This is a genomic window from Streptomyces sp. ADI95-16 (genome assembly GCF_003721495.1).
Lineage (GTDB): Bacteria > Actinomycetota > Actinomycetes > Streptomycetales > Streptomycetaceae > Streptomyces > Streptomyces goshikiensis.
The window spans coordinates 6,784,935-6,807,595 of record NZ_CP033581.1; the positions used below are offsets into that span (position 1 = coordinate 6,784,935).

Below are 22,661 nucleotides of genomic sequence, written 5' to 3' on the forward strand. Positions count from 1 at the left end.
AAGTGTCGGAGCGGGCCGTTCGTCATGATGCGGCGCGCGGGAGGCGCTGTGTGGCTCGCGACCACCAAGCCAAGTCGAGAGACTGTCCGCGCAGGAAAAACGTCGCGGGATGGTTCACGTCACGAACCTGCCAGACCGCGACTCGATTCGGGATGGGAAGTTCTGGCACTGATCCATGTCCAGCATGTCCCTGGCGCCCGCCACTGCGTCGCGGGGGCCGGCCGGTGAGGCCATGCGCCCGTGAAAAGGACGTCGGCCCGGCGGCGGGCGAGGCAGAGCAGAACTTGGGTGTGGTGCCTCCCTTCGAGATCCGGACTCCAGCAATAGCCGTCAAGCCGGAGGGCTCCGTTGAGCCCTGAGGCGCTTGTCGCCATCCACACGCGTCAGTGTCCAGGGCGACGCGTTGGGCTCGATGAGATCTGCTGCGTTCAAGTACCGCACCGGGACGCCGTGGATGGACCTGCCTGAGTGCTTCGGTTTCTGTTCAGCGACAGCAGGCGCCGGACGAAGGGGAAGGCCACCCCCTTGTCCAGGACGTCGTCCACCTCACCCTGCTCCCGGAACACCGCGTCGCAGTCGGCGAGGTCGAACAGGGCGCTGGGGGCGATCCCGATGACGACGCGGTCGGACAGTGCCCACACGCGGATGATTCCGTGTGCAGACATCCCGGTGACCTCGTGGGCGGGGGTCTTCGTGACCGGGCGATCGGGCATCTCACCGAACCCGGTGGTGCCGCCGGTACGGCCGAAAGATCTGAACCGCTACCGGGAATCAGGCAGCGACGAGCTCCTGCTCGCGGTCCGGCGCATTGACCTTGGGCTTCTTGTTCGGCAGGGAGAGCCGGAAGACCTTGTGCCACGCGGAGAACACCTGCTTCGGCAGCGGCCCGGTGACGTACTCCAGCTCGTACTTCTCGAACAGCGCGCGCACCCTCACCGCGACCTCGGCGTACCGGTTGCTCGGCAGGTCCGGGAACAGGTGGTGCTCGATCTGGTGCGACAGGTTGCCGGTCATGAAGTGCATGGCCCTGCTGCCGCTGATGTTCGCCGAGCCCATCATCTGGCGCAGGTACCACTGGCCGCGCGTCTCGCCCTTGATCGACCGGCGCTCGAAGACCTGCACGCCTTCGGGGAAGTGCCCGCACATGATCACGGAGTGGGACCAGATGTTGCGGACCAGGTTCGCGGTGAACGTGGCGGCGAGGGTGGTGAGGAATGACGGGCCCGACAGCAGTGGGTGGATCACGTAGTCCTTGAGTACCTGCTTGCGGATCTTGCGGCCCACGGCCTTGGCCCGTGCGCGGAATTCCGGGTTCTTGCGGCGGCGCTTGTGCAGGTTCTTGCCGAGCTCCAGGTCGTACGCTGCGATGCCGTACTCGAAGAAGCAGGCGTTGATGAAGTTCCACAGCGGCTGGCCGAGGTGGAACGGGTGCCACTTCTGGTCCTCGTCGACGCGCATGATGCCGTAGCCGAGGTCGTTGTCCTTGCCGATCACGTTGGTGTACGTGTGGTGCAGCTCGTTGTGCGAATGCCTCCACTGATCGGACGGCGAGACGTGATCCCACTCCCAGGTGGTGGAATGGATCTTCGGGTCCCGCATCCAGTCCCACTGGCCGTGCAGGACGTTGTGGCCGATCTCCATGTTGTCCATGATCTTCGCCACGGACAGACCGGCGGTGCCGAGCAGCCACGCGGGCGGGAAGAACGAGAACAGCAGCACGCCCCTGCTGACCAGCTCGAGCTTGCGCTGCGCCGAGATGACCTTACGGATGTAGGCGGCGTCCTTCTCGCCTCGGCTGGCGATCACCTCATCGCGGATCGCGTCCAGCTCGCGGCCGAGCTCCTCGATCTGCTCCGCGGTCAGGTGGGCGGTGGGGTCGATGGCGGTCAAGGTGCTCCTACCGTTCGATATCGCAGGGGCCCGCCGCGGCGGACACACAGGTCTGGATGAGGACGCCCGGCTCGGCCTCGGTGATCTCGCCGGTGCGCAGGTCGCGGACGGCACCCGCCTTGAGCGGCGTGACGCAGCCGAAGCAGATGCCCATACGGCATCCGGACGGCATGAGCACGCCGGCCTCCTCGCCGACGTCCAGCAACGGCGTGGCGCCGTCCGCGTCGACGGTCCTGCCGGTGGCGCTGAACGTGACCTCGCCGCCGTCACCGGCGACGACGATGCTGGGGCGGAAGCGTTCGGTGTGCAGGCGCTCGTGTACGCCGTGCTCAGTCCAGTGCTCTTCGGCGGCATCCAGCAGGCCCGCGGGCCCGCAAGCCCAGGTCTCGCGCTCGGCCCAGTCGGGTACCAGTTCGTCGAGACGGGCGATGTCGAGCACGCCGTCCGTGTCGGTGTGCACCTCGGTGAGCCGCAGCTTCTTGTCCGCGACCAGGTCGTGCAGTTCGTTGCGGAAGATCACGTCTTGTGGCTGGGGCGCGCAATGGACCATGACGACGTCGTCGAAGTCGATGTCACGCAGCATGCCCATCACGGGCGTGATGCCGCTGCCGGCCGTCAGGTAGAGCACCTTGGCGGGCTTGGCCTTCGGCAGTACGAAGTCACCGGTCGGCTGGTCGAGCTGGACCAGCGTGCCCGGTTTCGCCCTGCGGACCAGGTGGTTGCTGACCTTGCCGTCCGGGATCGCCTTCACGGTGATCGTGACGCGGCCGTCCTGGCGGTCTGTCGGCGAGGTGATGGAGTAGGCACGCCACAGGCGCCTCCCGTCGACGTCGACCCCGATCCGCACGTACTGACCGGCCGTGTGACCGCGCCAGCCCCTTCCCGGCCTGATCACGATGGTCGCGGCGTCACCCGTCTCGGGGTGCACGGCCTCGATGCGCCCACGCAGGTCAGCGCCCGCGCGCAGCGGGCTGACCAGGTCGAGGTAGTCCGACGGCAGCAGCGGCGTCGTGATCATCTCCAGCAGTTTCCACGCCCTACTGCGGAGGGCTGCACTCGTCATGACCCCAGCTTGATGCGCCTCAAGGCGTAAAGTCCTGACCACAGGACGTAAATTTGCCCGGCTGAATTGTTCGCAGGGAATAAAATATGAGCCATCCAATCCGGAGGGTCACCGAACTGGCCCTGGATCAGACAACGGTCACCGCACTTCGGGCCGCGCTGAAGACCACCGCCGACGAGGTCGTCCAGGCGATCATCGACGAGGTCCCTCCCTACGCCAACGCCCTTTCGGGTCGCATGGGCGTCACCATCCGCCGAGCCGTCCGCACTGCCCTGGGGCACTACCTGGACCTCGCGAGCGGGAACGCCACAGGCGGCGACGCCGGTGACGCGGCCTACGAGCTGGGCCGCGGCGAGGTGCGCGACGGGCGTTCGATGGACGCCCTGCTCAGCGCCTACCGCGTAGGCGCCCGCGTGGCCTGGCGATGCCTGGCAGCGGGTGCCGTACCCGCAGGTCTGCCCGCCGCCGAGGTCGCCAAGTTCGCCGAGCTGACCTTCGCCTACATCGACGAGCTCTCCGGCGCGAGCGCCGCGGGCCACGCCGACGAACTGGCTGCCCGGGGCCGGGACCACGAGCGCCACCTGGAACACCTGGCCCGCGACCTCCTCGCCGGCGCGAGCCCGGAGGTGCTGCTGGCCTCGGTTCAACGGGCTGGGTGGCAGCCTCCGGTTTCGCTGACCGCCGTCTTGCTGCCCGCCGCCCAGGCCCGGCCCGCCTACCGCGCGCTCGACCCGGGCACCCTCGTCCTCGACGATCTGCCGGACGCCACCGGCGTGCTGCTCGTCCCCGATGCCGACCGGTCACATCTCTTGCGGCAGCTGACCGACCGCACCGCCGTGGTCGGCCCGGCCCGGCCATGGACTCGTGCGTCCGCCTCGTACGCACGAGCCGTACGCGCGCGCTCCCTCTCCCCCGACATTCGCGACACCGAGGACCACCTGCCCGAGCTGGTGCTGAGCGCCGACGTGGACGCGTTCGCAGACCTGCGCGCCCGAGCCCTCGCACCGTTGCGGACCTTGCCTGTCGCGACGGCACGGCGGCTGGAGGAGACGTTGCGGGCGTGGTTGCTGCACCAGGGCAGGCGGGACGAGGCGGCGGCGGCGTTGTTCGTCCATCCTCAGACCGTCCGGTACCGGATGTCGCAGCTGCGGGAGCTGTATCCGGATCTCGCATCGCCACACCGGGTCCTCGAGCTGACGCTGGCGGTCGGTCTCGGCGTGCCACCCGCCCGGTGAGCCGGGCCTGGCCCGCGACTGGTCCGGAGCAGCCGGTCAGGAGCGGGAGAGGGGCGGGAGGAACCGGAAGAATTGACAACCGTGTCGAGCGGGTCACGCCGACGGCGCCGAAGGCGGGCCGCCCCCCCCACGACCGCGTGGCCGTGGGGGGCGAGCCTGCCCGCAACGGCCAGGGCGACGAAGCCGCCTACGAGCGGCATGCCGCCCGCGCCCTCGCGGCGGGCCTGTCCGGGGCCGGGGAGCGGCGCCTGGTGTCAGTCGGGCTGGCCTCCGTACTGTCCACAGCGGCCGGGGCGCCGCTGATGGACACACCGGACCACCCGCAGGAGTGGCGGGCGTTCTACGTAGGCCACGGCGCCGGAACCGAGGCCTTGAGGGCGGCCGCGCCCGAGGGCCTCCACCTGATGCGGTCCCTTGGCCCTGGCTGGTCCGGATCTTGCCAGGACGCTCACGGCGGGGAGGGCACGGGGTGGGCCGGGAAGTTCTGGGAATGATCGGGAGCGGCTGGCATCGTGACCCTGGCCGGCGCTGTGCGGGCGGTGCCCAGCGCGGCGGGGTCTGCCTTTCCCGACCGGTCGTGGTTTCCCCCTTATCTGGGCCGGCGGCTGCGGCTGCGCTTCGGCGGAGGGGCGTAGAGGTCTTCCTCGACGTCGGATTCCGCGTAGCTGGTGGGAACGACGGTGGGGCGACCGCTGTCCGTGAAGAAGGCCATCTGGCCGGACGAGGGGCGGCGGCTGCGGTTGCGCTCCCGCCGCGGCGCGGGTTCGGCCGGGGCGCCGTAGAAGGCGTCCCTCGTGTCGACGGCGCGACTGCTCGACCTGCGGCTGTCTGGTGCCCGGCTCGACGTCCGGTGGCGCCCGCGTTCCCGTTCCCGTTCCCGTTCTCGTTCGGGCGCCGGTGTGGGTTCGGAGGGGCCGCCTCCGTACGCGTAGGCGCCTTCGATGCTGACCGAGCCGCGGCGACTCCTCCTGCCGGAGCGCGCCCCCTCGTCCCCGGAGTCGACGGCGTAGTGGTGGCCGCCGCCGCGGTGGCGCGACTGGCTGCGGCTGGGGATCTGACTGCTGACGGGATAGTCGTCCTCGTACTCCGGCGCGGCGTAGTTGACGGGGGCGGCGGCGGGAGGGCGGCCCGACCTGCTCAGCGGTGGGCGGCTCGACCTGCGCCGACGGGCGGGCGCGGGGGCGGGAGTCTCGCTGACGCGGCTCCTGCTCTTGCTCCTGCTGCGGTAGGAGGAGGGGCCGCCCTCCTCCTCGGGGCTGTTGCTGCGCGAGGCCGCCTCGAACCGGTAGGTCTTCCGGCGGGCGGCCACGTCGGCCCCCTTGTCCTTGGTGGTCTGCCGGTGACCGTAGCCGTATTCCTCCAGGTCCGCGTCCTCGTCGGAGACGCCGCCCGCGTACGTCATGCCCTCCGGCACGGCCTTTCGGTTCAACACCCCGTAGAAGCTGTTGTGCGTCGACTCCTTCCCGTACATGGACGGATGGGGCATGGTCTCGCTCACGGTCACATCGCGCCGATCGGCTTCCAAGGGGAGCCTGATGGAGTCTCTGACGAGCTTTTGGGTGGAGTAGCCCGCCTCTCGTCCCGTGCGCGGCATCTGGACGTGCACGTTGGCGTTGGGGGCGAGCTTGCGGACGAGGCCGGCGGCCTTGGGCGCTCTCATGTCGACACCGTTGATGACGGTGACGTCCAGGCGCCGCAGATCCTCGCGGTTGGCCGCGTACTGCTGGTAGTCGGGCTGCTCCTCGAACGTGGTCACGGCGGTCCTGGCCGCCTCGCGCGGGTTCTTGCGCAGCCGCGCCCGCACCCCTGACAGGTCGGCCTCGGACATGAGGAGCTGGCTGCGGTCGTGCAGGTTCTCCTCGGGCGGGCGGACCCGGCCCGGCGGGTGCAGGCTGCCCACCGTGGGCCGGACGCCGATGATCTGGTCGGGGTACACCGCTATGCGCCCCTGCTCGGAGGTGTCGAAGATGTGCATCACGCCGTCCGACGAGGCCCTGACGTACCGCCCCATGACCGAACCGCGTGCGGTCGCGATCTCGAACTGCTGGCCCCGGTCGCTCGGATACATCTTCCTGCCATCGGTGGACCGTGCGCGTGCCACCGAGATCCCACCACCGGTCTGCACGGGCGCGGGGGCCGGTGCTGAGGCACCGGATCCCGGGCCCGACAGGTCGGGCATGGCGCCCTGGGCCATGCGTCTGCCGTTCGCCGTGGCGTGGCGCTCGAACGGGTCGTCCTGGTGGGAGAGCTTCACTCCCGCCCCGTTGTCGGTCCCCGGGACGGAGCCCAGGGACTGCTGCCGGACGTGGTCGAGTTCGTGGAACATCGTCTCGTCGTCCGTGCCCTGCGGGCCGACGACGATGTCACTGCCGGTGGTGTAGGCGCGGGCGCCGAGCGCCATCGCGGAGCGCTGTGCGACCGGGTCGCTGTGGACGCGCACGTGGCGGAAGGACATGCCGTAGCCCTGCTCCGCCCTCGCCAGGAGACGCGGGTCCAGCGGGCGCCCCGGGGAGCGAACGGCGTCGGCCACGGACGACTGGTCGGCGGAGGCCTGAGGGACGGGCGCCTGGTCGGCGAGCGGCTGCTCGGCGGGCGGCCGGTCGTGACCGCAGCCGGTGCCGTGCTCGTGCTGTTCTTCCTCGATGGCGCGGCTCACGCTCGCGTTTCCCACCGAACGCTGGAGTGTCAGGACGCGCTGCGCGAGCGTACGCGGTCTCTCCGTGCGTCCGCCGCTCTTGCGGCCACCGGACTGCTCGGCCTGTGCCTTGTATGCGCGCACGGTGCTCCTCGCCACTCGACGCCCGATCAGGAATGGTCACCCGCACCGCGGCGGGAGCGAAAGGTCCGCGAGGGCAGAGTCACGGGGGGTCCGGGTGGACGGGAGGGCCGTAAGGGCAGCGTCCGCGCTCGATGCGCCCCTCGAACCCCTCGGCCCCGGACCCCCGCTCAGACGGGGTCTTCCGCATCGCTGCTCAGCACGGCGCGCAGGTCTACCCGCCGCCGTATGCCGAGCTTGCGGTACGTGCTGGTCAGATGGGTTTCCACGGTACGCAGCGCCAGGTGCAGAAGCTCGGAGATCTCGGCGTTCGTACGGCCGTCGGCGGCCAGTGCGGCGATCCGGCGTTCACCGGCGGTCAGCGAATCCGGGCCGGTGAGCGAAGTGTTCCAGCGGCGGGAGCCGCTGGCGCGCAGGGCCCGTTCCGCGCTGCTTGACAGCCTGATCGCGCCGAGCCGTTCGGCTGCCGTCGCGGCCTCCCTGAGCAACGGGCGGGCCCGGCGGGGCTGCCCGGCGGCCGTGAGCTGGAGGCCGTGGGTGACGAGCGCGGGGATCAACTCGATGTCGAGCGAGGTGCCGCGCAGAATGCCGACGGCCTCGGCGGTGAGTTCGAGACCGCGTCGGCCGCCGGTGGCCGCGCCCAGGACGCGCAGCGCGCGGCCCCGGACCCGGGGAGTGCCCCACGCGGCGGCGTACCGGCTGTCTTCCTCGGCGAGCGCGAGCGCCTGGGGGGTTTCCCCCAGAAAGAGAAGGCATTCGGCGGCGGCCGAGCGCCACGGTGTGATGACAAGGCTCTCCACGTCGCGGCCGAGTTGGCGCCTGCCGCACTCCCGGAAGTCGGCGAGGGCGCCCGCCGGATCGCCTAAGGACGCACGCAGGACGCCGCGCGCGTAGAGGAACCGGTTCAGCTCCCAGCTGTCGTTCGCTTCCTCGACATCGATGTCGGCGATGAGTCGCTCGGCCTCGGCGGCGCGGCCGCGCTCGGCGAGTGCGATGACGCGATGGGCCAGGAGGTTGCTCACACCGGTACGAGCCGCGTCGGCCGGTGTCCGCAGCTTGTCAGCGGTCTCCTCCAGCAGCCACTGGTACTGGCCGCGTGCGGCGGCGGTGTCCGCCCGCGAGTCGAGCAGGGAGCGGTGGACGGGGTGCAGCGGTGTCAGCCAGTGCTCGGTCAGCCCGGCCCTGACGAGCCGTTCGGCGTCGTCCGGCGCGTCGGCCCACTGGGCCACGGCGGCGGCCGTGGCCAGTAAGTACGGCACCAGCAGGGGATCCTCCGGGGCGGCCAGCAGTTGCCGGATCTGTTCCACGGCCGACGCCGCAGACAGTGCTCCGGCCGCCGCCCTGTAGCGGATCAGCAGGGCGCGCAGGGCCGGGCTGATCCAGTCGGGGGATTGCTCGGCGCGCTCGAGGAGCCGGGTGTGGACGGCTCTGCGGATTTCCGGATCGTGGTCGGAGAAGAACGCCGATGCCGTCTGGACGGTACGGGCGAGGACGGGTTCCGCGTCCAGCGGACCCAGATCGCGCAGGACGTCGAGCGCGGCGTGCGGCCTGCCCTGGTTGGCCAGGGCGTTGCCCAGGTTGACGGCGGCCAGCACCCGCCCCCTGGGCTGCTCCTGCAGTCGCAGCGCTTCGGCGAGCCGGGGTATCCCGCCCGTCCGCTGGGTGGTGAACTCCAGTTCGCCGAGTTCGGTGAGTACCGCGGACCGTCGCTCGCGCGGCAGCGGTTCGTCCAGCGCGCGGCGCAGATAGAGCGCGGCGGCGCCGGTCCTGCCGGCCCTGGACGCTTCGGCCGCCGCGTCCAGGAGGGCTCTGTCGACGGGCCCCCCGCCTCCGGCCGCACCGGACGGCTCTGTCCCTCCGTCCGCGCCGGCGGGGGAGGTGCGCAGCAGATGCCCGGCCACTGCTTCGGCCCCGTCGCCCCGGCGTCGGCGCAGTTCGGCCGCGCGGTGGTGCAGAGACTGCCGGTGCGAGCGGGGCCAGCCGTCGAGGACCGCTCCGCGTAGCAGCGGATGCGCGAAGCGCGGGACGCCGGTGCCGGAGGCGCGGCGCAGCAGCCCGAGCCGGATCATCGCGGCGACCCAGCCCGCGACGCGGTCGGGATCGGCCCCGGTGAGCTCGGCGAGGAAGTCGACGAAGTCGAGGCCCGGGTCGGGCTCACCGGGGCCGGCGGCCCCCGGGCGGAGGTCGGACGTTCCGGCCCCGTCGGGGAACCCGCGTCCCCCGACTCCCTGTTCGCTGTCCTCCTGCCTTCCCTCGTCGCACTGTTGCGGAGCCGAACCCTCCAGTTCTGCCAGCGCGCGGGCCACCAGGGTGCTTTCGTGGCCCGTGCTCTTCAGCCACCACGAGACAGCCGCGACGAAAGCCCCCGGGTACAGCTCGGCGCACCTTTCGGGAAGCCGCGGCTCCGGGCCGCCGCTGTCCGACGCGCGGTACGGGAAGGCCGCCCGCAGGTCGTCGAGCAGCGAGCGCAGCAGCAGCGGATTGCCGGCGCCGGCCCGTACACAGCCGTCCAGCCAGGCGTCGCTGGTGTCCGGGCCCAGGGCTCCGCGGACCAGTTCCGCGGCGGCGGCGCGGCTCAGCGGCGCGAGCGCGTGCATCCGCACGGTGTCGGGGGGCAAGGTGTACGCGAGGCCCGCTCGGGGCGGGGTGATGTCGTACTGCCCTCGTTCGGTGACCACCATGAGGACCGGCATTCCGGTCAGCCGCCGGGCGGCCTCGGTCAGCCAGTTCCGGGAGGCCTGGTCGGCGAGGTGCACGTCATCCACGGTGATCAGCAGGGGGGACACGGCCGCGTACCCGCACAGTAATCGCCACAGGCGGGACGAGTGGGTCGAGAGCTTCGGAGTCTGCGGGGCACTGTGGAGGTCGCCGGGATCGGACTCCGCGTCGAGGAGCCGCTGCACCAGGGCGAGGGGGGCGCCGGGGCAGTCGGCCGAGGCATGGGCCCGCAGGACCTGCATGCCGAGCTTCGCGCCCTGTTGGGCGGCGACCTCCAGCAGTGCGCTGCGGCCCGTGCCGGTGGGCGCGCGGAACAGAACCAGTCGACCCGATCCGTTCAGGGCTCGATCGGTCTCCGCCGCCAGCAGCTCCAGCGCGCCGTCGCGTTCCAGGAGCCCGGCGGAGCCGGGGCCGGGGACCGACGGTGTGGCCGAATCAAGTGGGTGATGTCGTGGCCGGATCGATTCCACTGTCACGCCGATCTCGTGGTCGGTCTCGTGGTAAGCCACGGTGGTGGTCGTCCCCTCGGCGAAGGAAGGATGTAGCAGGCACGCTTTGTTCCGATGAGTGAGACGTGAGGACGTAGGGCATGGTTCTTCGAAGCCCGAACAGAATTCCGGTAGAGGTCCACGCGTCGGACCCGCTGTCCCTGGACGGAGCGGTCAGCCAACTGCGCCGCCACTCCGAGGTGGAGCTCTTCGAGGAGGGCGCGAGCCGGCCGGGCACGGTCGCGGTCCTGCTCGCGGAGGTCCTGGACGAACCCACGATGTCGCGGCTGAGGCGGCTGACGCGCGCGGATGGCATCAGGGCGGTTCTCGTCACGCACCTCATACGCGAGGCGGAGCTGCTCCAGGTGATCGAGTACGGGGTCGGCGCGATCGTCTGGCGGCGCGAGGCCACCGGACACCGCCTTCTCCAAGCGGTCCTCGCGGCCTCCCGGGGCGACGGGGACCTTCCATCGGACCTGCTGGGACGGCTGATGGCCCAGGTCGGCACGCTGCAGCGCGGCACGACCAGCGTGTCGGGAGCCACGGTGTCCGGCCTGGCGCCGCGTGAGATCGATGTGCTCCGACTGGTGGCCGAAGGGCTGGATACCGCGGAGATCGCCGGCAAACTCTCGTACTCCGAACGCACGGTCAAGAACGTCATGCACGGCCTGACGACCCGCCTGCAGCTCCGCAACCGGGCCCATGCCGTGGCCTACGCCTTGCGCGAAGGCTACATCTGACGTCTCGCGCGCCGGTACCGCGCCGGTACAAGGTCCCCGAGGACAGGAGCAGGGCGACGCGGGGGCAGCGGAGTTGCCCCCGGATCGTCCCCCGGGTGCCTCGCGGGCGGGCGCCCCGGCGGCCACGATGGACTGGGCTCCTCCATGCCCGGGCGTCGACGGCGAAGGGCAACGCGACCGTGATTCACGAGGTGGACGACATCCTGAGAGGGCTGCTCATCCGCGGCTCCTTCGCGGGGTCCGAAGTCGAAGTCACCTTCGACGCCCCGACGCGCGACTGGGCTGCCCGGCGCAACGCGCCGACCATCGACGTGTACCTCTACGACATCCGCGAGGACACCAAGCGGCGCCAGCGCGGCAGGATCGGGCTCCGCGACGAGCAGGGGATCACCGTCAAGGAGCACCAGCCGCCGCGCTGGTTCCGGCTCTCGTACCTCGTCACGGCCTGGACCAAGCGTCCGCAGGACGAGCACCGGATGCTCTCCGCGGTACTGCACACCCTGCTGCCCAAGGAGATCCTGCCGCCGGAGGACCTGACGGGCACCCTCGCCCGACTCGGCCTCTCCGTCCAGTTGACCGTCGCGGGGCTGCACACCGAGGCGCGCTCGCTCGCGGACATCTGGTCCGCGCTGGGCGGTGAACTCAAGCCCTCGCTCGACGTGGTGATCACCGCACCCTTCCAGGCATCCCCCGACTACCGCGTCGGTCCGCCGGTCACGGAGGGACTCGGCGTCCAGGTCCGGGGCACGGACGGCGGGTCCGACGACGTTCCCACGCACCACCACAGCGCCAAGAGCGTGGCCGCCGCCAAGGAGGACTTCGTGCGGAGGAACAGCAGGACGGGATCGGTTCAGGAGCAGCAGAAGTGAACGACTCCTCCCCCCTGCTCGAACGGCTCGCGGAACTGCGCGCGCGGGTGGCCCTCCTCGTCGATCGCCGCAGCGCCACGGACCCGACGGCCACCGACCCGATGCGCGGGATGTACCTGACGGGGGAGGCGGTACAGCACCTGCTGTTCGGGCGGACGGAAACGAAAGGCCTGATTCCGTCCGGCCCGGACGAGCGGCAGGGGTCCGGCGATCCCGGCGCGGCAGAGCAGCCGGAAGCCGAGGACGCGGCGGAGCCGGACGAGACCTGGCCGTCCGAGGACGACCGCCTCCACTGGCTCGCCCACTGGCTGCGCCTCAGCCCCCTCGACACCCAGATCCTGCTGATCGCGCTGGCGCCCGACCTGGACCGCTCCTTCGAGGCGCTGTACGGCTACCTCAATGACGACGTGACCCGTCGCCGGGCGACCGTGGCGCTCGCGCTCGACCTGTGCGGAGTGCCCGCACACTCCGCCGCCGGACGCTCCCGGTTCCATCCGGCCGCACGGCTGCTCGCGCGCGGGCTGATCGAGGTGGACGACTCCGAACGCCCCTTCCTCAGCCGCTCCTTGCGCGTTCCCGACCGGGTCGTGGCGCATCTGCTCGGTGACGACACCCCGGACCCGGCGCTGCGGGGCACCGTACGTCCGCTTCCGTACCGGCCCGGCGCGGCGGCCGAGGACAACGCGGCGGCCACCGGCACGCCGGACGGCGGCGACCTGCTGACCCGGAGACTGGCCGGGCACCTGGCGGCGCGCCCGCTCACCGCCTACCTGCGCGAGCACCGCGACGGCGACGGCCTCGCCTGCGCCACCGTCGCCCTGGGCGCGGCGGGCATCCCGGCCCTGCACTTCGCGCCGGCAGGACGCCCCGAGGAGCACCGCCCCGAGGAGCACGCGCCGGAGCACCCTCCGGCGGGGGAGCGCCTTCCGTACCGGGAACTGCTGCGCGAGGCGCGGCTGACGGGACGCGCGATCGTGGTGACCTCGCTGCCCGAGAAGCCCCGGGAACTGATCCGGGCGCTCACCGTGAAGGACGTCCCGGTCCTGTTCGCGGACCCGCGCTCGTACGACCCGCAGTGGTGCGACAGCGGACGTGACCCGATCGTGCTGGACGCGCCCCGGCAGCGGACCGGCGATCTCGACGCCTGGCGGGCGGCGCTCGGCCCCCAGGAGCCGGCGTTCGACCTGGCGCCGGTCGTCGCCGCGTACCGGCTCGGGCCCGGCGGGATCGACCGCGCGTCCCGCGCGGCGCGCGACCTCGCCGCGTTCGACGGCACGGAACTGTCCGCCGCACACCTGCGGTTCGCGGCCCGGCAGCAGTCCGCGTCGGGCCTAGAGCGGCACGCCCGCCGCATCCGGCCCGACGTCGGCTGGAACGACCTGGTCCTGCCCGTAGGCCCGCTGGCGCAGCTGCGGGAGCTGGTCCTTCGTGCCCGACACCGCGACCGGGTGCTCGGCGACTGGCGGCTGAGCACGGGCGGCGGGCGCGGGCGGGGCGTGGTGGGGCTGTTCGCGGGCGACTCCGGGACCGGGAAGACCCTCTCCGCCGAAGTGATCGCGGGGGAACTGGGCCTGGACCTCTACGTCGTACAGTTACCGTCCATCGTGGACAAGTACGTCGGCGAGACGGAGAAGAACCTGGAGCGGATCTTCACCGAGGCCGACCGTACGGACACGGTGCTGCTCTTCGACGAGGCGGACGCGGTCTTCGGCAAGCGCTCCGAGGTCAGCAGCTCCAACGACCGCCACGCGAACATGGAGAGCGCCTACCTCCTGCAGCGTCTGGAGTCGTTCGACGGAATCGCCCTGCTGACCACCAACCTGCGCTCCAACATCGACGACGCCTTCACCCGCCGGCTGGACCTGGTGGTCGACTTCCCCTTCCCGGACGAGGAGCAGCGCCTGGCGCTGTGGCGGCACAGCCTCGCCCACGTTCCCTGCGCCGAGGACATCGATCCGGCCTTCTGCGCGAGGGACTTCGAGCTAGCGGGCGGCTCGATCCGCAGCGCGGTCGTCACGGCCGCGTACGCGGCGGCGGGCCGGGGCGACGGTGTATCGACGGCGGACCTCCTGGCCGGCGCCCGGCGCGAGTACCGCAAGGCGGGCCGGCTCGTCCTGGACGACGCCTCCTGGTAGACCGTCTTCGGACAGTGTCCCGGCCAGGCCGCGTCCTGGCCGAACGGTTTGCGTGCCGCGGGCCCGCCGCGGCCGGACCGCGAGGGTCCGGCCGCAGCGGGCGACGACCCGGGCCGCGGCTACTTCATCGGTCCCGGGAGCCAGTCCTTGGCTGTCACCGTGCCCGGCGCGGCCTGCTCGTGGACCCAGCCCAGTTTCGCCTTCGTGAGAGTCGGCTCGTCGAGGACCCCGGTCTGCTCGGCCCCGAACTGGGCCTGGTACTCCTTGATCCGGTCCGTGTCGGCCCCGGTCGGCTTCTCCTGGAGCTGTACGTGCTTGCGCAGGTAGTCGATGTTGGCCTTCGTGTACGTGACCGTCGTGGCCAGGTCGCCGTCGTCGAACTCGCCCTGCGTGCCCCAGAGCAGGATGTTCCGTACCCAGGGCACCTCCGGGCTGGCCTGGTTCTGGTTCAGCGGCACGTCCTTGCCGGCGACGAAGTGCGCTGCCAGGAGCGCGGTCATCGTGGTGCGGCCCAGGTTCCCGGGCCCGTCGGTCTTCGTCATCTGGCTGAACTGGCCGTACTTCGAGTCGTTGGACTGCTGGAAGCACGTCAGCGCCTGCTGGGTCGCCGCGTCCAGCTTGCCCACGGTGTAAGGGGCGGTCAGCTTGCAGCCGGCCGCCCCCTCGACCAGCCGTACCTGTGCGAACTGCACGAAGAGGTTCGGCTTGTCCTGCGAGGTGATGGGCAGCGGACCCCGCGCGGGGTTGGCCTCCTCCGGGGGCTTCTCCTCGCCCCCTCCACCGCCGGCGTCCGGTCCCTCGGGCGGTCCCTCGGGCTGCGCCGTGGGCGAGACCGCCGGCGTCGGCTTGCCGGTCGGCTGCTCCGGCAGCGCGGTGGCCGCCGCCTGCTGCAGCTTCTCCTGCGCGAGAGTGCGGACCGGCGCCTTGTAGGTGAGCCAGAGTATGACTCCGGTGACGGTGACAGCGAGCAAAAGGCTCAGCGCGGTCATCATCCAGACCGGCAGCAGTGTGCGCTGCACGTATGTGCCGTTCACCACCAGGGGGTCGAAGCCCGAGCGCCGCACCGACAGCTCGTACGGCCGCTGCTGCTTCTGCCCCACCCAGGTGATCTGCCGGGGCTTCAGCGTCGCGTCGACGAAGGCGGCACGGCCGGGTTCGATCTGAACGCTGGACGGGAGGATCTCGTACGAGAGGTCGTCGCTGGTCTTGTCGCCGCCACCGATCGACGCCGTGAGCACGGTGTTGCCGAGGTTGTCGACGGCCAGCTTGGGCCGGCCCCGGAAGCGTCCCTTGACGGTCTGCGGGACCAGCTCGGCCCGCACCTCCATGAACGTGGTGAAGGTGACGTTCCCCTCGGCGACCGTGGCCGCCCCGGGGTGTTCGGTGGGCAGGATGCGCACACCGTACGGGTGCGGGCCCGCGGTCGCGTCCGGGCTGCGGGGTGGGGCGACCGTCAGCTCCACGGTGCCGGTGGTGCCCGGAAAGAGCCTGATCGTCGGCGGTTCCACCGAGACGTACGGGGCGATGTCGCCGACCGCCTCGAAGCGGTACTCGTCGACGACGTCGCCGGTGTTGCGCAGACGCAGTCGTACGGTGGTGCTGCTGCCCGGGTCGACCGTGGTCGAGGCGGGCTCCAGGGATGTCCAGGTCGTCACCCGATGGACGCTACTGCCCACGGCAGGGCCGGCATCAGGGGCCGCCGGGTAGCGCCGCTGCCCGAAAGGTAACGCCCGCTGCCCTCGAACACGCCTGCGCGCGCCTGCCGTCGAGGGACGCGGGACCGAGCCCGCGGCCGCGTTCCACGGCGCTCCGCCCGGCGCCGCCCCCGGTACGTCCCCGCCGCGGGCACCTCGCCAAGGCTCGGCCTCGCGGGCATCCTCCCGTTGCCCCTGGGGACATGGTCACTGCCCCCGACAAGGCACCGGAGGACGTATCCCCGGTCGGGTGCGGGGCGCGAGGGTGAGTCAGGTCTTGTCCTGGTACCCCGAGGAGAGCAGAGCATGCCGTCTTACCTGTCGCCGGGCGTATACGTGGAAGAGGTGGCCAGTGGCTCTCGTCCGATCGAGGGGGTCGGCACCTCGGTGGCCGCGTTCGTCGGGCTGGCGCCGGACGGTCCGCTGAACGAGCCGACGCTGGTCACCAACTGGACGCAGTACGTCGCCTCCTTCGGCGAGTTCACCGACGGATACTTCCTGGCGCACGCGGTGTACGGCTTCTTCAACAACGGTGGCTCCGCGGCCTACGTGGTACGGGTGGGCGGGGAACGCGACGGAGTGGCGGGCGCACCCGGCGAAGGCACCGAACCGATCGGCGGCGGGCGCGGCCGCGCGGTCGCCGCAGGCGGTGCGTCGGCGCCCGCCGCTCTCACGCCCGGGCCGGCGCAGGCACTGGGGACGTTCAAGGTGTCGGCCGTCGCGCCCGGCGAGAACGGCACGCTCAGCGTCGAGGTCGCGGACGCGGAGGGCGAGGGCCCCACCGAGCGGTTCCGGCTGGTCGTCAAGGACGGCTCGACCCCCGTCGAGACCTTCGACGTCTCGGCGAAGAAGAGTGCCCGCAACTACGTGGTCACCCAGGTCAAGGAACACTCCAAGCTGATCTCCGTGCAGGAGGGGGCCGCGGCCGCACAGCTCGCCCGCCCCGACAACCAGACCGTCGCGCTCGAAGCGCCCGTCGCCGCCGGGCGGGCCCCCGCGGTCCCGGACGCGGCGCAGGGCGCGCCGGTCGGCATCGCCGAGTACCTGGGCGACTCCGCGGACCGCACCGGCTTCGGCGGCCTCGAAGCCGTAGACGAGATCTCCATGGTCGCCGTCCCCGACCTGATGGCCGCCTACCAGCGCGGCGCGATCGACCTGGAGGCCGTGAAGGCCGTCCAGCTCGGTCTGATCGCCCACTGCGAACTGATGGGTGACCGGCTCGCGATCATCGACCCGCCGCCCGGCCTCAACGCCCGGCAGATCCGGGTGTGGCGCCAGGAGACGTCCAACTACGACTCCAAGTACGCCGCGCTCTACTACCCGTGGATCAAGGTCTTCGACCCGGCCGGCGGTCAGACCCGGTTGATCCCGCCGAGCGGCCACATCGCCGGCATCTGGGCCCGCAACGACTTCGAGCGCGGCGTGCACAAGGCTCCCGCCAACGAGGTCGTGCGCGGCGCAGTCGACCTGGAGTTGCAGATCACCCGGGGCGAGCAGGACCTGCTCAACCCGGTCGGCATCAACTGCATCCGCACCTTCCCCGGCCGCGGCATCCGCGTCTGGGGCGCGCGCACCCTCTCCTCCGACCCGGCTTGGCGCTACCTCAACGTCCGCAGGTACTTCAACTACCTGGAGGAGTCGATCCTCAACGGCACCCAGTGGGTGGTGTTCGAGCCCAACGACCAGGCGCTGTGGGCCCGGATCAGGCGGAACATCTCCGCGTTCCTGGTCACGGAGTGGCGCAGCGGCGCGCTGTTCGGCGCCACGCCGGAGGACGCCTACTACGTGAAGTGCGATGCCGAGACCAACCCGACGGAGTCGGTGGACCTCGGGCGGGTCATCTGCCAGATCGGTGTCTCGCCGGTCAAGCCCGCCGAGTTCGTGATCTTCCGGCTGGCGCAGTTCTCCGGAGGCAGCGGGGAGTTGGAGGAGTAGCGGTCCGGCCGCCTCCGACCCTCGCTCGACAGCGCGGGGCAGCCACAGGTCCCAGTATCAGCAGATGGAAAGGCTTCCTTCATGGCCGCTCAGGGTGATTCCCTCACCACCAACAACTTCGGCCTCCAGATCGACGGCGTCATGGTCGAGTACCTGCACGGCGTGGGCGAGATCGGGATGGAGCAGGACGTCATCGAGTACCAGCAGGTCTCGGCGAACGGGCAGCCCATCACCAAGAAGATGCCCGGCGTGAAGAAGGCCGGTGAGACCACCGTCACGCGCGGTATGGAGCAGTCCACCGCCTTCACCGAGTGGATCAACGCCTCCCTGCGCGGCGACATGGGGTCGGCACGCAAGAACGCGAGCATCATCTACATGGACTCCCAGTACAACCCGGTCAGGCGTCAGCATCTGCGCAACGCCTGGTGCAGCAAGGTGATGGGCGCGGCGGCGACGGCGGGCGAGGCCGCCGTGATGACCGAGACCGTCACGATCGTCTACGAAGAGCTGGTCACCGAGTAATGCGCCGCGGACCTGTCAGGCCCGCCACCGACGCCGCTGCCGCCACCTCCGCCTTCGCGGACGTGGCGGTCCCGCCCGTCGGGCCGGCGGAAGTACCGGCCGCACGACAGCAGTTGCGGACCGAGTTCGCGTTCGAGCTGCCACGCGGGTACGTGGACGACATGGGCACCGTGCATCGCGAGGGCGTGATGCGACTGGCGACCGCCCGGGACGAGCTGATCCCGCTGCAGGACGTGCGGGTGCAGCAGAACCCCGCGTATCTCTCCGTGGTGCTGCTCGGACGGGTCATCACCCAGTTGGGCACCGTGGCACACATGCACGACGGTGTGGTGGAGAACATGTTCGCCTCCGACCTCGCCTTTCTGCAGGACTTCTACCGGCAGGTCAACGCCGAGGGCCATACCAGGGCCGGTGTCTCCTGCCCGCACTGCGAGCAGCCGTTCGAGGTCGAGCTCGGCGGGAGCCGCCTGGGGGAATCGTGACGTACGCGACCGACCGGATCCATGACGAGATCGCGTACATCGCCTACCACTTCCACTGGAGTCTGGACGACATCCTGGACCTCGAACACCGTGAGCGGCGGCGATATGCCGAGCAGATCGCCACGTTGGTGACGCGCGCCGCGACGGAGCAGTGATGGGTATCTTCGACCGACTCAAGGGCCGGGGCCGGGGCCGGGAGCGCGGCGCGGGCGGGAACGGCACGGCGCCGGGCCCCACCCCCGAGGCGTCCGCAGACGGCGTGGCCATTGCCGGCAACGATGCCGGTGCTTCCAGAGGGGGACGTGGCTGGGCCGCTCTGCCACCGATCCGGCGCGTCATGCCGGCGTCGGCGAGGCAGACGGTCGCGTCCGCGGATTTCGGCAGCTCCCTGACCACCTGGCAGAACCACTCCTTCTCCGGGACGCTCTCGCACGCCGTGCTGGACGGAGCCCCGACCGGTCTCATCAAGGACACGCTGTCGTTCGCCCGAGGACCCGGGGCGGGCGGCCCCGCCAATGCAACGCTCTTCCCGGCGCCCGCTGTCGTCGACGCCGGTGACGCGCCCGGGCCGGTGCCCTTCGTGCAGCGCGCCCGGGGCCCGCGGGTCGCTCCCGTACGGCCCCGGCCGCCGCGGCCTGCGCCCTCGGCGCTGACGCGAGCCTCCGCCCCGCGCACGGGACACGGCAGGGTGCTTCCCGCAGTGGCACCGGGCAGCGTGACGGCCGCCCCGCCAGGCGCTGGGGGAGCGGCGCGGACGGCTGCGCTCGCGCCCCTTCCGGCGCAGGCGTCCTCGTCCTCGCCTTCCGGTGCCGACTCGCCGAGGCCCGCTCCCGGCTCTCCCCTCCGTCCCCTCCCTCCCTCCTCCGTATCCGCGGCTGCCCCGGTACGCGTCCAGCGTTCCGAGGGAAGCCAGGACGGCTCCCTGCGGTCGGGTCCGGCGGGCCCGCCCGCGGCAGCGCCCCCGGCCGACCGGACCCCGCCGGCTCGCACCTCCTCGCCCCCCGTACGGCGAAGTGCGGCGAGTGTTCCCGGGCCGACGACCGGGCGGGCTGCCGTCACGCCGCCTCGGCGCCCGCTGCTCGGGCCCCCGCTGTCAGGACCTGTGGATCCGCCGGCCGCTCCGCCGGCGCCCGCTGCACCGGTGCACCGGCGTCGTGGCATCGACGGCCCCGTCGTGGCGCCGTCCCCGCCAGGACCGGCCTGGCCCGTGGCTTCGGCGGACCAGGTGCCTGCGTCCGGCAGCGTCGCGAACGGCGGAACGCGGCCCGTACAGAGGACAGCAGGGACCGGGCCGGCAGCTGTGGTGCGCTCGGCGGCAGGAACGTCCGGGTCAGGCCTGTCGTCCGGAACCAGTACACCCGCGATGCCTGCGCCCGTATCCCGCCCGGCCGCCCGGCCGAGGCTGGGCGCTCCGTCGAGTGGACCCGTCGGCGGTCAGACGGCGATCCCGCCCTCGCCCGCACCGGCGGCACTGCCCGCACCGCCCGCACCGGCGGCACCGGCGGCACCGGCCGCACCGGCGGCGCGTCGGCATACGAGCGCCCCGGCTCCCGGCCGCACACCTTTCGTGCAACGTTCCCCGGTGCCGCCGACCGTCCGTCCGGTGGCGGGCCCCGTGACGCCCGCCACCGCACCGGCGTCGCCCGTCCAGCGGTTTGATTCCGCCGGGCGCGACGGTTCCTCCGAGTCGACCACCTTCCCCAAGTCCTCCGAGCCCTCCAGACCTTCCGGCTCCGGTGTGGGGGCGAGCGGCGGGGGATCGGGATCCGGCACGGTCGCCGGACCACCCGTCGCTCCGACGCGTGCGCCCGCGGAGCGGGCCGGCGGGCCGGCGCCGGTGCAGCGGCTCGCTGCCCCGGGGCCATCCGGCCGTGCTGGTACTCCGACGCCGAGCCGCCCCAGTGGCGTGGCCGGTCCTGCGGGCACAACGCCCACTGGCTCTCTTGCGAACGACCCTGCCTTACCTACGCGTCCGCCCGTGGTGCGCACTTCCGGTCCGCCGGCTTCCGGTCCGGCGTCCAGCGATCCGGTGGTTCGTCATGGCGCGCCGGTGCCCGGCGCTCCCGTTCGGCCGTCCGGCGTCTCCGGCGGGAACCCCGCCGACAAGGCAACCCCGGCGACGCGCCCCTCGCCGCCCATGGCGGGCGGATCCGAAGTCGCTCGGTCCGCCACTGTGCTTCCGGTGCAGCGGCAAACGGCGGCGCCCTCCGTACCGGTGCGGCGGCCTGCCTCGACCGTACCGCTGCCGGGCGGCCCACGGCCGGTGCCCGCGCCCGTGGCCGTGTCCGCGCCCGGCGTCCGTCCCGCTCCCGGTTCGCCATCCGGTTCCGCGGCGGGAGCGCCCGTGCGCCCCGCGGTGAACAACGCGTCCGGATCGCGTCGTTCGGGTGGCGCGCCGCCCGTGCAGCGGTCGTCCCTCGCCCCGGCCCCGGTCCAGCACCCGGCCCCGGTGGCGAGTGCCGGGCCATCCGTGACGCGGCAGTCCGCCGTGTCCGCCGCGTCTGCCACACCCCTGGCGTCTGCCGCGGGGCGGGGGCTGACACCGGTCGCTCCGCTGCTGGGTTCCTCACGGCCGGTCACGGCCGCCGGGTTCACGCCGCCGCCGGTGGGGCGGCGCTCCGCGACTCCTGCTCCGGCAGCCGTCGTGCGGCGGCCCGCCGCTCCCGGGGCGGCCGCGCTCCCGGGCGTCCGCAGTGCTGTACCACCGTCCTCGCCGTCGCCGGTTCCCGCACCCATCGCGAAGGGCACTCCGGCCGCCGTGCGTCTGCACCGCGTTCGGACCGCACCTGCCGCTGCCGGCGCTCCTCGTCGGCCTGCCGTACAGCGTGCCGTTCCGCCTGCCCTGGTACCGCCGTCCGCCGCCCGGCCTGCCGCCGCCCGTTCGCTGCCGCGGACAGCCGCTCGTTCCCCGGCCGCTCCCGCCACGGCGCCCGCGCCCGTGCGACCTGCCGGCTACGAGGGATCCCGGCCCTACGGCGCACCCGCAGGATTCCCGGTCGTTCAGCGCGCCGCGGCCGCGGCCGCGACCGCGTCCGTAGCGGCATCGGCGGCGCCCGTCCCCGGCGGGACCGCCCGCATGCCGGTGCGGGACGCTCCCGCTGCTGCGACCGCGTCGGTGGCCCGGCCGGTCCGGAGCCCCGTCGTGTCCCTCGCGCCGGTCCGGTCCGCTCCGGCAGCCGCGCTCCCGGTGCAGCGGGCCGCGCCCGCCACCCCGGCCGCGCTGCCCACCCTTCCCCCGGTCGCGATACCGGCGTCGGTCCGCACACCGGCGTCCGCCCCCGCGCGGGTGTCCGTCCCGCACCGCGCCCCGTCCGGCGAGCGGCGGCGGAGTAGCGACGGCGGGGGCTCCTCGGGCCGGCCCGCGCCCTCCGCGACGAGCCATTTCACACCGCGTGATCTGAAGGAGGACCAGGTGGCCGAGCTGGCCCACCGGCTGATCGAGCCGATGACGCGGCTGCTGCGTACCGAGCTACGGCTCGACCGCGAGCGGATCGGCAAGCTGCGCGATCCACGCCACTGACCCCCGCACACGAGCCCGAGCCGCACGAGCTGCCATGTGAGCGCGTCAGCGCGTGAGCCCCGAAGGCCGTGAGCCCTGACACCCGTGCCCCACGCCCTATGCCCCATCGCCCCATCGCCCCAGCCCCACGTGGAACCGCAGGAAGGCCCCACCCGATGCCCCAGGAACTCGACGCAGGCTCAACCATCTTCTTCAACCTCACCATCGACGGTGAGAGCCTGGGCTACTTCAACGGTTGCGAAGGGCTCGCCTCCCAGGTCGAGATCGAGCAGCGGCAGGAGGGCGGCAACAACGGATTCGTCTGGCAACTGCCTTCCCGTGTCACCTTCTCCAACATCACGCTGACCCGGCCTCTCACCGAGGAGACCGCGAGGGTGGCGGAGTGGATCTCCTCGGTGACCACGGGGGTGACCCGCCCCACCGGACAGATCGCCGCGCTGCGCGCCGACGGTTCGACGGTCGCCCAGTGGGGGTTGATCGACGTACTCCCGGTGAGCTGGCGCGGTCCTTCCTTCGATCCGGCGAACCCCGCCGTGGCCACCGAGGTCTTGGAGATCGCCCACCACGGATTCACGGACGCGGGGGAGGCGTAGC

At 72.1% G+C, this 22,661-nt stretch carries 16 protein-coding genes and 1 pseudogene; 11 read left to right on the plus strand and 6 right to left on the minus strand.

Annotated features, from left to right (window positions below; genetic code table 11):
* Positions 1 to 482: 482 nt before the first annotated feature.
* The 3 genes and pseudogenes from EES41_RS30240 to EES41_RS30250 form a co-directional block, all read right to left on the minus strand.
* Positions 483 to 665, minus strand: a pseudogene (locus EES41_RS30240) (5'-nucleotidase); the annotation flags it as partial.
* Between the two features lie 106 nt (positions 666 to 771).
* On the minus strand, positions 772 to 1,890 hold the full coding sequence (locus tag EES41_RS30245; protein ID WP_123081154.1) for an acyl-CoA desaturase: 1,119 nt from the start codon (positions 1,888 to 1,890) through the stop codon (positions 772 to 774).
* Positions 1,891 to 1,897: 7 nt separating this feature from the next.
* A complete protein-coding gene (locus tag EES41_RS30250; RefSeq protein WP_123081155.1) occupies positions 1,898 to 2,953 on the minus strand; it encodes a ferredoxin reductase in 1,056 nt (351 codons plus the stop codon).
* Between the two features lie 86 nt (positions 2,954 to 3,039).
* On the opposite strand from EES41_RS30250, the gene EES41_RS30255 reads away from it, so the two are divergent.
* Entirely contained in the window at positions 3,040 to 4,188 is a 1,149-nt protein-coding gene (locus tag EES41_RS30255) for a CdaR family transcriptional regulator (protein ID WP_123081156.1), read from the plus strand.
* 143 nt (positions 4,189 to 4,331) lie between these two features.
* Positions 4,332 to 4,682 (plus strand): hypothetical protein, encoded by a 351-nt coding sequence (locus EES41_RS42395; RefSeq protein ID WP_216827271.1) that lies wholly within the window; start codon positions 4,332 to 4,334, stop codon positions 4,680 to 4,682.
* A gap of 95 nt (positions 4,683 to 4,777) precedes the next feature.
* On the opposite strand, the gene EES41_RS30265 is transcribed toward EES41_RS42395, so the two are convergent.
* Together EES41_RS30265 and EES41_RS30270 are read right to left on the minus strand one after the other, a co-directional pair.
* A complete protein-coding gene (locus EES41_RS30265) occupies positions 4,778 to 6,967 on the minus strand; it encodes a DUF4157 domain-containing protein (RefSeq protein ID WP_123081157.1) in 2,190 nt (729 codons plus the stop codon).
* Between the two features lie 167 nt (positions 6,968 to 7,134).
* Positions 7,135 to 10,191, minus strand: coding sequence for a LuxR family transcriptional regulator (locus EES41_RS30270; RefSeq protein WP_254211615.1), 3,057 nt, complete (start codon positions 10,189 to 10,191; stop codon positions 7,135 to 7,137).
* Positions 10,192 to 10,271: 80 nt separating this feature from the next.
* On the opposite strand from EES41_RS30270, the gene EES41_RS30275 reads away from it, so the two are divergent.
* The 3 genes from EES41_RS30275 (at position 10,272) to EES41_RS30285 (ending at position 13,914) form a co-directional block, all read left to right on the plus strand.
* The gene (locus EES41_RS30275; RefSeq protein ID WP_123081158.1) at positions 10,272 to 10,910 is read left to right on the plus strand and encodes a LuxR C-terminal-related transcriptional regulator; all 639 of its coding nucleotides are present in this window, start codon (positions 10,272 to 10,274) and stop codon (positions 10,908 to 10,910) included.
* A gap of 179 nt (positions 10,911 to 11,089) precedes the next feature.
* Positions 11,090 to 11,779: a DUF4255 domain-containing protein gene (locus tag EES41_RS30280; protein WP_123081159.1), complete on the plus strand. Its 690-nt coding sequence runs from the start codon at positions 11,090 to 11,092 to the stop codon at positions 11,777 to 11,779.
* Complete coding sequence (locus EES41_RS30285) at positions 11,776 to 13,914, plus strand: ATP-binding protein (RefSeq protein WP_123081160.1); 2,139 nt, start codon at positions 11,776 to 11,778, stop codon at positions 13,912 to 13,914. Before EES41_RS30280 ends, EES41_RS30285 begins: the two co-directional genes overlap by 4 nt.
* A gap of 119 nt (positions 13,915 to 14,033) precedes the next feature.
* Here the strand turns inward: EES41_RS30285 and EES41_RS30290 are convergent, their stop codons facing one another.
* Complete coding sequence (locus tag EES41_RS30290; protein ID WP_123081161.1) at positions 14,034 to 15,569, minus strand: hypothetical protein; 1,536 nt, start codon at positions 15,567 to 15,569, stop codon at positions 14,034 to 14,036.
* A 345-nt stretch (positions 15,570 to 15,914) separates the two neighbouring features.
* Between EES41_RS30290 and EES41_RS30295 the strand changes: the two genes are divergently transcribed.
* From EES41_RS30295 to EES41_RS30320, 6 genes are all read left to right on the plus strand, one after another.
* The gene (locus EES41_RS30295; RefSeq protein ID WP_123081162.1) at positions 15,915 to 17,543 is read left to right on the plus strand and encodes a phage tail sheath subtilisin-like domain-containing protein; all 1,629 of its coding nucleotides are present in this window, start codon (positions 15,915 to 15,917) and stop codon (positions 17,541 to 17,543) included.
* Between the two features lie 81 nt (positions 17,544 to 17,624).
* Positions 17,625 to 18,065 carry a phage tail protein gene (locus EES41_RS30300; RefSeq protein WP_123081163.1) on the plus strand — a complete coding sequence of 147 codons (441 nt, stop codon included), beginning with the start codon at positions 17,625 to 17,627 and terminating at the stop codon, positions 18,063 to 18,065.
* Positions 18,065 to 18,547 (plus strand): hypothetical protein, encoded by a 483-nt coding sequence (locus EES41_RS30305; protein ID WP_123081164.1) that lies wholly within the window; start codon positions 18,065 to 18,067, stop codon positions 18,545 to 18,547. The genes EES41_RS30300 and EES41_RS30305 overlap by 1 nt, the downstream gene beginning before the upstream one ends.
* Positions 18,544 to 18,702 carry a DUF6760 family protein gene (locus EES41_RS41630; protein ID WP_164495973.1) on the plus strand — a complete coding sequence of 53 codons (159 nt, stop codon included), beginning with the start codon at positions 18,544 to 18,546 and terminating at the stop codon, positions 18,700 to 18,702. The genes EES41_RS30305 and EES41_RS41630 overlap by 4 nt, the downstream gene beginning before the upstream one ends.
* Before the next feature lie 2,987 nt (positions 18,703 to 21,689).
* Positions 21,690 to 22,067: a hypothetical protein gene (locus EES41_RS41635; protein ID WP_164495974.1), complete on the plus strand. Its 378-nt coding sequence runs from the start codon at positions 21,690 to 21,692 to the stop codon at positions 22,065 to 22,067.
* A 155-nt stretch (positions 22,068 to 22,222) separates the two neighbouring features.
* A complete protein-coding gene (locus EES41_RS30320; RefSeq protein ID WP_123081167.1) occupies positions 22,223 to 22,660 on the plus strand; it encodes a phage tail protein in 438 nt (145 codons plus the stop codon).
* Position 22,661: the final 1 nt, after the last annotated feature.